Below are 7,622 nucleotides of genomic sequence, written 5' to 3'. Positions count from 1 at the left end.
TTGGCCCCCGCGTTCGACTCCCCGCCACCCCAAGTCCCCCCCCCCCCCTATCTCTCCACCCCCGCCCCGCGCCGCCGGCCCTGCCCCGGCCGCGGGGCGGGACGGCTCAGCCTGAGAGTGCGGTGGAGAGGGCTTCCACGTAGCGGAGGGCGGTCAGCCGGGCGAGGGCGGGGTGCGCGCCCAGGGGAGCGGAGTGGGCGGCGCCCACGCTCGCGGCGGCGGGGGCGGCGAGGGCCGCCTCCGGCTCGGTGCCGATCAGGTGCGGGGCGAGGGCGATCGACGTGGCGCCCGCCATGCGCAGCTGGTCGGCCGCGGCCTTGACCGACGCCTCGTCGTTCAGGGAGGCGGTGAAGACCGGCGCGGCCAGCCGGGAGGCGAGCAGCACGCTCGTGACCTCGGCCTGCCGGACGGCGGTCGCGTCGCCCGGCGTCGCGACGATGACGCCGGACGCGGCGGTCACCATCGTCATCAGCCGGATGCGGTCGGCGCGGGCGAGGCCCGCGTCGGCGAGCCGGTCGTGCAGCGCCTCGGCGATGAGCGGGTGCGGGCCGAGCGGCTCGGCGGCGACGGCGCGCACCGGCGCGGCGGCGACGGCGGCGTGCACGGCGCGGTCGAGCGCCGGGTCGGGGCCGGTGGACAGCGGGACGACGACGGCCGCCAGCTCGTCCTGCTCCTGGCGCAGCCCGGCGAGGACGCCGTGCAGCGGGGCCTCGGCACCGTCCAGGTGCCCGACGTAGGCGGGCTGGCCGGTGTGCTCTATCTCGACGAGCCGGGCCAACTCGGCGCCGACCTCGGCGCCGGCCTGCCGGGCGTGCCCGGGCACGGCCAGGACCAGCGTGGGGGAACCGGGGGGCAGCAGGAAGGACTCGTCGCCGCGGTGCCGGCCGCCGCGGGGGGTGCGGCGCCGTCGCGACGGCAGTGCCTCGGATGCCTGGCTTTCGGGACTCACGGCGGGCATCGTAACGCCCTCCGGCCCCGGAGCCGTCCTCCCGTCCCGGCCTCCGTCGTTGCCTGTATGGATCGCGGATCTCCTTTCCGTGCCGGCGCGACGCGAACGGCGGTGGCGCGAGCGTGGCGGCGCGTGCGGTGATGAAGAAGCAGAGTATGGCGCAATGTCCGCGAGCAACAGGGGGAAATGAAGTAAATTGTCCGGATTTGCCGCTATCTCCTTGCGGAAGCCGCGACAAGATCACTCCGGCCGCGGGCATCGCCGCAGGTGACACGGAATGGTGCCAATGCGTCCGAAAGGCGCCAAAGGGGTTGCGGTCTCGTCGCGGGCCGCCTTTATGATCCAGGGACCCTCCACGACGGAACGGTCGAGGTCCCATGAAATCCCCCCGTACGCGCTCGATCCGCTCGAAGGTGACGGCGCTGCTGCTCGTGCCGCTGCTCTCGCTGGTGGCGCTGTGGGGGTACGCCGCGAGCGTCACCGGACGGGACGCGCTCGCCCAGCGCAAGTACCACACGCTCGACCGCGTGTTCGGCGCGAGCGGCCAGAGCCTCCTGGTGGAGTTGGGCAAGGAGCGCCAGTCCTCGGCCGTCTTCCTCAGCACCCCGCGCTCCACTCCCGGCGGCGTGCCCGTCACGCTCGTCGCCCAGCGCACGCGCGTCGACAAGGCCGTCGAGCACTTCCGGCGCGAAGCCACGTCGGACGCGGCGCGCGGCGCCACCACCGAGGAGATGAAAGGCCGCGTCACCGACGTCCTGCGGGCGCTCGGCGGGCTGGGCGGCCTGCGCTCCGCGGTCGACGGGCGGCTCGTCGACCGGCTGACCGCCGTCAACGGCTACAGCACGATGGTCGACGACCTGCACCGGCTGTACGACGGCCTGGTCGTCATCGACCACTCCGACCTCTACAACTGGATGCTGGCCACCCGGCACGCCGCCCGCGGCATGGAGCTGCTGCAGCGCGAGAACGCGCTGATCGCGTCCGCCCTCGTCACCCAGGGCCGGATGACCCCCGCCGAGCACCGGCTGTTCGTCGAGATGATCGGCGAGCAGCGCTGGCAGTGGATCAAGCAGCGCACGCTGCTCGACCCGGTCGTCTACCGCACCGGGACCGCGCCGGTCTTCGCGTCCCGCCGCTACCAGGACTTCAAGGCCATCGAGGACCGCATCGCCGCCGCCGACCCGCGCAAGCCGCTGCCGGTGGGGGAGGCGGAGTGGCGCCGGACCGCCGACCCGCTGGTGGCCGCGGTCAGCGCGATGGTGCTCGACACCTCCAAGGGCGCCGCCCAGCGGGCCGACCGGCTCGGCCGCGACGCCTACGTGCGGCTCGGCGCCGTCGGCGGCCTCGGCCTGCTGGCGATCGCCGCCTCGGTGCTGCTGTCGCTGCGGTTCGCGCGCGGGTTCGTCCGCGAGCTGGTCGGCCTGCACGGCTCCGCCGAGGAGCTGGCCGAGCGGCGGCTGCCCGGCGTCGTCGCGCGGCTCAGCCGCAACGAGAGCGTGGACGTCGCCGCCGAGGCGCCCGCCCTGCGCGCCGGCGGCACCACCGAGATCGCCCGGCTCGCCGACGCGTTCGCCAAGGTGCAGCGGACCGCCGTGGACGCCGCCGTCGGCCAGGCCGAGCTGCGCGCCGGCGTCAGCCGCATCTTCCTCAACATCGCCCGCCGCAACCAGTCGCTCCTGCACCGCCAGCTCACGATGCTGGACGGCCTGGAGAGCCGCGCCGAGGCCGACGACCTGGAAGACCTGTTCCGCATCGACCACCTCACCACCCGCATGCGGCGGCACGCGGAGAGCCTGATCATCCTGTCCGGCGCCACCCCCGGCCGCGGCTGGCGGCAGCCGGTGCGGTTCGCGGACGTGCTGCGCGCCGCCGTCTCGGAGATCGAGGACTACACCCGCGCCACCGTGCTCACCGACTCCGACGACGGGCTGGTCGGCGCCGCCGTCACCGACGTCGTCCACCTGCTCGCCGAGCTGATCGAGAACGCGGCGGCGTTCTCCCCGCCCACCACCGAGGTGCGGGTCAAGGCCGAGCGGGTCGGCACCGGCTTCGCCGTCGAGATCGAGGACCGCGGCCTCGGCGTCCGGCCCGAGCTGCTCGCCGAGGCCAACCGGCGGCTCGCCGAACCGCCCGAGTTCGACCTCGTCGACACCGACCAGCTGGGCCTGTTCGTCGTCGCGCGGCTCGCCGCCCGGCACGGCATCGCCGTGACGCTGCAGCGGTCCCCGTACGGCGGCGTGACGGCGATCGTGCTGCTGCCGCACGAGCTGGTCGTCCCGGCGGAGCAGCTGGAGGCGGGCCCGCCGGAGGCCGGCTCGCCGCTCGACACCGTCACCGACGGCGTCACCGACACCGACACCGACGGCGCGGCGGGCGCGGCCCTGGTGCCGGCGCCGCGGTCCGAGGCCGTCGTCCCGCTGCGGGAGCCGCCGGCGGCGGACGCCGCGCCCGTGGAGGCGCCGCCCGCGCTGCCCCGGCTCACCGGCCCGTGGGGCGACCCGGGCCGGCCGGTGCTCGCGGCCCCGCCGCGCCCCGCCCCGAACCCCTGGGCGGACGAGGCCGCCCCGGACGACGGCACGGCCGGCGGCACGCTCGACGGCACGGCCGGCGCCGCGGCCGGCGCCGCGGCTGGCAGCACGGCTGGTGGCGCGCAGACCGACGCGGACGCCGGCGACGACGACTGGCGGCCCGCGGGGACCCACGCGGGGCTGCCCCGCCGGGTCCGGCAGAAGAACCTGGCACCGCAGCTGCGCAAGCGCCCCGCGCCGCGGCCCGCGGTGCAGGCAGGGGCGGGCGCGTCCGGGGGCGTCGCACGCTCCCCGGAGGAGGCGCGCTCGCTGATGGCATCGATTCAGCAGGGTTGGCGGCGCGGCCGCGCGACGGATGTGGGGGATGAGGAAACCCGATGATGCACAACACCGCGACCGGTGAACTGAACTGGCTGCTCAACGACTTCGCCGAGCGGGTGACGACGGTGCGGCAGGCGGTGATCCTGTCCCGCGACGGGCTGGCCGTGGCCGCCTCGAACGAGCTGGCCCGCGAGGACGCCGAGCACCTGTCCGCGCTGGCGTCCGGGGTGCAGAGCCTCGCGCGGGGCGCGGGCCGGCACTTCGCGGGCGGCAACGTCCGGCAGACCATCATCGAGATGGACGCGCTGCTGCTGTTCGTGACCGCCGCGGGCGACGGCACCTGCCTCGCCGTGATCGCCGAGGCCGAGGCCGACGCCGGGCTCGTCGCCTACGAGATGGCGGTGCTGGTCAAGCGGGTCGGCCAGCACCTGCAGGCGGGCCCGCGGTTCGGCACGGACACGTCCGGCGCGGACTTCGGCGGCGCCGGGGGGCCCGCGCCACGGGCCTACTGAGGGGCTGCCGACCGATGGACCCGTCGGCAGAGCGGTGGCTGGACCGGGACGCCGGCCCGGTCGTGCGCCCGTACGCGCGGACCCGGGGCCGGACCCGCCCGGCCGGCCCCGGCTTCGAGCTGATCGCGGTGGTCGCCGCCACCGGCGTCCCGGCCGGGGACCGGCTGCGCTACAGCCCCGACCACGCGCGGGTGCTGCGCCGCTGCGCGGCGCCCGTCCCGGTCGTCGACCTCGCCAGCGACCTCGGGCTGCCGATCGGCGTCGTCCGGGTGCTGCTCGGCGACCTGCGGGAGGAGGGGCTCGTCGCGGTGGTCGCCGAGGCGCGGTCCCCCGCGGGCCGCCGCCCGCCGAGCGGGGTGCTGAGGGAGGTGCTCAATGGCCTCCGCGCACTCTGAGAGCGCGCCCGTCGAGGGGACGGTCCCGGCGGTCCGCCCGCCGATCACCACCAAGATCCTCATCGCCGGCGGGTTCGGCGCCGGCAAGACCACCATGGTCGGCTCGATCAGCGAGATCCGTCCGCTGCACACCGAGGAGCCGCTGACCGACCGCGGCGCCGGGGTGGACGACGTGTCCGGCGTCGGCGCCAAGGCGACCACGACCGTCGCCATGGACTTCGGCCGCATCACGCTCTCCGACCAGCTGCTGCTCTACCTGTTCGGCACGCCCGGACAGGAGCGGTTCTGGTTCATGTGGGACGAGCTGGCCGCCGGCGCGATCGGCGCCGTGGTGATCGCCGACACCCGCCGGCTGGCCGGCAGCTTCCCCGCCGTCGACTACTTCGAGCGGCGCGGCATCCCGTTCGTCGTCGCGGTGAACTGCTTCGGCGGCATCCGCACGCACCGCGCCGAGGACATCGCGATCGCGCTCGACCTCGACCCCGGCGTCCCGGTGCTGCTGTGCGACGTCCGCCGCCGCGAGTCGTCGAAGGAGGTGCTCGTCGCGCTGATGGAGCACGTGCTGACCTGGCCGGACTCCGAGGAGCCAGCGGAGGGTGATCGGTTGCCCGATCATCGTGAACCCGCGACGTAGTAGGCTCCCGCACACCCCCGTACTCCACGCATCGGGAGGTTTCCCCCGCATGTACCGCCCCGCCCCCCAATGCCAAGCCCCCCAAGCCCGGACGATCCAGTGCAGGAGGACGAGCCAGTGAGCAGGGTCCGCCAGCGGTGAAGGCCCGCGGTTTCTCCTCCATCCGGGCGAGGATCATCCTGCTGGTCCTCGTGCCGCTGCTGGCGCTCGCCTCGCTGTGGGGCTTCCTCACCGGCATCACCTACGGCGACGCGCACCAGCTCCTGCAGAGCCGGGAGTTCCAGCAGAAGACGGTGCTGCCCACGCAGCGGCTCATCAACGCGCTGCAGAAGGAGCGCCGGCTGTCGATGACCGAGCTGGGCGGCGCGCGCGTGGAGCCGGGCGCGATGCAGACCCAGCGCAAGTCGACCGACGAGGCGGGCGACGACTTCCGCGTCGGCGCACGCGACGGCGGGCTGCGGGGCGCGATCCAGCCCGAGGTCGTCCGGCGCATGGACGAGCTCGCCGCCAAGCTCGCCGCGCTGCCGTCGCTGCGCCGCGGCGTGGACGAGCGCACCGGCGGCCGCGCGCACGTCCTGCGCGAGTACAGCGAGCTCATCGACGCCTGCTACGCCATCTACAGCTCGACCACGCCGGGGGACGGGTCCATCACCGCGAGCGTCCGCACGCTGACCTCGTTCGGCATGGCCCGCGAGTTCATGTCCCGCGAGGACGCCCTGCTGACGGGGGCGCTCGCCGCGGGCCGCGTCACGGCCGCCGAGCGCACCCAGTTCGCCAAGCTCGTCGGGGCGCACCACACGATGCACGAGGTCAACGCCCGCGACCTGCCCGCCGCCGGCCGGGCCCGCTACGAGAAGCTGATGGCGTCCCCGGCCTTCATGCAGATGATGAAGCTGGAGGACCAGGTCATCGCGGGCGCCGAGCCGCCGCAGGCCGCCGCGCGCCGGACCCGCACGTCCACCGCCCGGGGGACCGGGGCCCAGGGCACGCCCGCCCGCGGCACCGCCGGGACGTCCGCGACGCAGGCGCACGGGCGGCAGCAGCCGGCCCGGACCGCGCGGGGCGTCACCGTCATCGAGCCGTCCGTGTGGCGGTCGGTGGCCGACACCGCCGACGGCGAGCTGTTCCGGCTGGAGAACCAGATCCTGGACGAGGTCGTCGCCCGCGGCCGGCACATCGCGATCGGCGCGTTCACCCGGCTCGGCCTCGCCGGCGGCCTCGGCCTCGCCGCGATCGTGGTGTCGCTGGTCATCGCGATCCGCGTGTCCCGGCGGCTGGTGCGCGAGTGCCGCACGCTCGCCGGCGGCGTCGTGAACTTCACCACCGAGCGGCTGCCCAAGCTCGCCGCGCAGATCATCGCCGGGCGTCCCGCCGAACCGGAGCCCGAACCGGACATCGACTACCGGATCACCGAGATCCGGCAGATCGCCGAGTCGTTCGACCGCGCCCGCGCGGCCGTGCTGGAGGCCGCCGAGGGCGAGGTCGCGGCGCGGCGCGGCATCAGCGAGGTGTTCGTCAACCTCGCGCGCCGCAACCAGGCGCTGCTGCACCGCCAGCTCAGCCTGCTCGACAGCATGGAGCGGCGCACCGAGGACCCGTCGGAGCTGTCGGACCTGTTCCGCCTCGACCACCTCGCGACCCGCATGCGGCGGCACGCCGAGGGCCTGGTCATCCTGGCCGGCAAGTCCGCCGGGCGCGGCTGGCGCCGGCCCGTCCCGCTGGTGGACGTGGTGCGCGGCGCGGTCGCCGAGGTCGAGGACTACCCGCGCGTCCGGGTGCAGCCGCTGCCGCGCATCGCGCTGCTCGGCTCCGCCGTCGCCGACGTCATCCACCTGCTCGCCGAGGTGGTGGAGAACGCCACCACGTTCTCGCCGCCGCAGTCGCCGGTGCGGGTCAGCGGGCAGCCGGTGCCGAGCGGGTTCGCGATCGAGATCGAGGACCGCGGGCTCGGCATGACCGAGGAGGCGCTGCGCGCCGCCAACGAGCGGCTCGCGAACCCGCCGGAGTTCGACCCGTCCGACAGCGCGCAGCTCGGCCTGTTCGTCGTGGCGCGGCTGGCGCAGCGGCACGACATCACGGTCACGCTCCGCCCGTCCCCGTACGGCGGGACGACCGCGATCGCGCTGATCCCCGGCTCCCTCATCGTCGAGCACGCCGACGCGGAGCCGCCCGCGCGCCGCCCCACCGGGCCGATGCGGGCGCTGCCGGACCGGCCGGCCGCGCTGTCGGCGTCGGCGCGCCCGGCGGTCGAGGCCGGCGGCGTCGTGCGGCTGGTCGCCGAGC

At 75.5% G+C, this 7,622-nt stretch carries 6 protein-coding genes; 5 read left to right on the top strand and 1 reads right to left on the bottom strand.

What is annotated here, in order from left to right; genetic code table 11:
* Positions 1–106 precede the first annotated feature (106 nt).
* On the bottom strand, positions 107–949 hold the full coding sequence (locus AB0K34_RS45435) for a hypothetical protein (RefSeq protein WP_301174107.1): 843 nt from the start codon (positions 947–949) through the stop codon (positions 107–109).
* Between the two features lie 377 nt (positions 950–1,326).
* Here AB0K34_RS45435 and AB0K34_RS45430 point away from each other — a divergent pair, with 377 nt between their 5' ends.
* The 5 genes from AB0K34_RS45430 to AB0K34_RS45410 all read left to right on the top strand — a co-directional run.
* On the top strand, positions 1,327–3,858 hold the full coding sequence (locus AB0K34_RS45430) for a nitrate- and nitrite sensing domain-containing protein (RefSeq protein ID WP_364554730.1): 2,532 nt from the start codon (positions 1,327–1,329) through the stop codon (positions 3,856–3,858).
* Positions 3,858–4,310 carry a roadblock/LC7 domain-containing protein gene (locus AB0K34_RS45425; RefSeq protein WP_364554731.1) on the top strand — a complete coding sequence of 151 codons (453 nt, stop codon included), beginning with the start codon at positions 3,858–3,860 and terminating at the stop codon, positions 4,308–4,310. The genes AB0K34_RS45430 and AB0K34_RS45425 overlap by 1 nt, the downstream gene beginning before the upstream one ends.
* A 14-nt stretch (positions 4,311–4,324) precedes the next feature.
* On the top strand, positions 4,325–4,705 hold the full coding sequence (locus AB0K34_RS45420) for a DUF742 domain-containing protein (RefSeq protein ID WP_364554728.1): 381 nt from the start codon (positions 4,325–4,327) through the stop codon (positions 4,703–4,705).
* The gene (locus AB0K34_RS45415) at positions 4,686–5,339 is read left to right on the top strand and encodes an ATP/GTP-binding protein (protein WP_364554727.1); all 654 of its coding nucleotides are present in this window, start codon (positions 4,686–4,688) and stop codon (positions 5,337–5,339) included. The genes AB0K34_RS45420 and AB0K34_RS45415 overlap by 20 nt, the downstream gene beginning before the upstream one ends.
* A gap of 137 nt (positions 5,340–5,476) precedes the next feature.
* A partial coding sequence (locus AB0K34_RS45410) for a nitrate- and nitrite sensing domain-containing protein (RefSeq protein WP_364554726.1) occupies positions 5,477–7,622 on the top strand: 2,146 nt, incomplete at its 3' end.

This window comes from Actinomadura sp. NPDC049382, from assembly GCF_040677125.1.
In the GTDB taxonomy this organism is placed as follows: domain Bacteria; phylum Actinomycetota; class Actinomycetes; order Streptosporangiales; family Streptosporangiaceae; genus Spirillospora; species Spirillospora geliboluensis.
The sequence above is the reverse complement of the archived record's forward strand: the minus strand, read 5'-3'. Positions and strand labels throughout refer to the sequence as shown.

What these genes read in the sequence shown, in the direction of transcription:
- AB0K34_RS45430 (WP_364554730.1), top strand. Translation starts at nt 1,327, where the DNA reads ATGAAATCCCCCCGTACGCGCTCGATCCGCTCGAAGGTGACGGCGCTG.
- AB0K34_RS45425 (WP_364554731.1), top strand. Translation starts at nt 3,858, where the DNA reads ATGCACAACACCGCGACCGGTGAACTGAACTGGCTGCTCAACGACTTC.
- AB0K34_RS45420 (WP_364554728.1), top strand. Translation starts at nt 4,325, where the DNA reads ATGGACCCGTCGGCAGAGCGGTGGCTGGACCGGGACGCCGGCCCGGTC.
- AB0K34_RS45415 (WP_364554727.1), top strand. Translation starts at nt 4,686, where the DNA reads ATGGCCTCCGCGCACTCTGAGAGCGCGCCCGTCGAGGGGACGGTCCCG.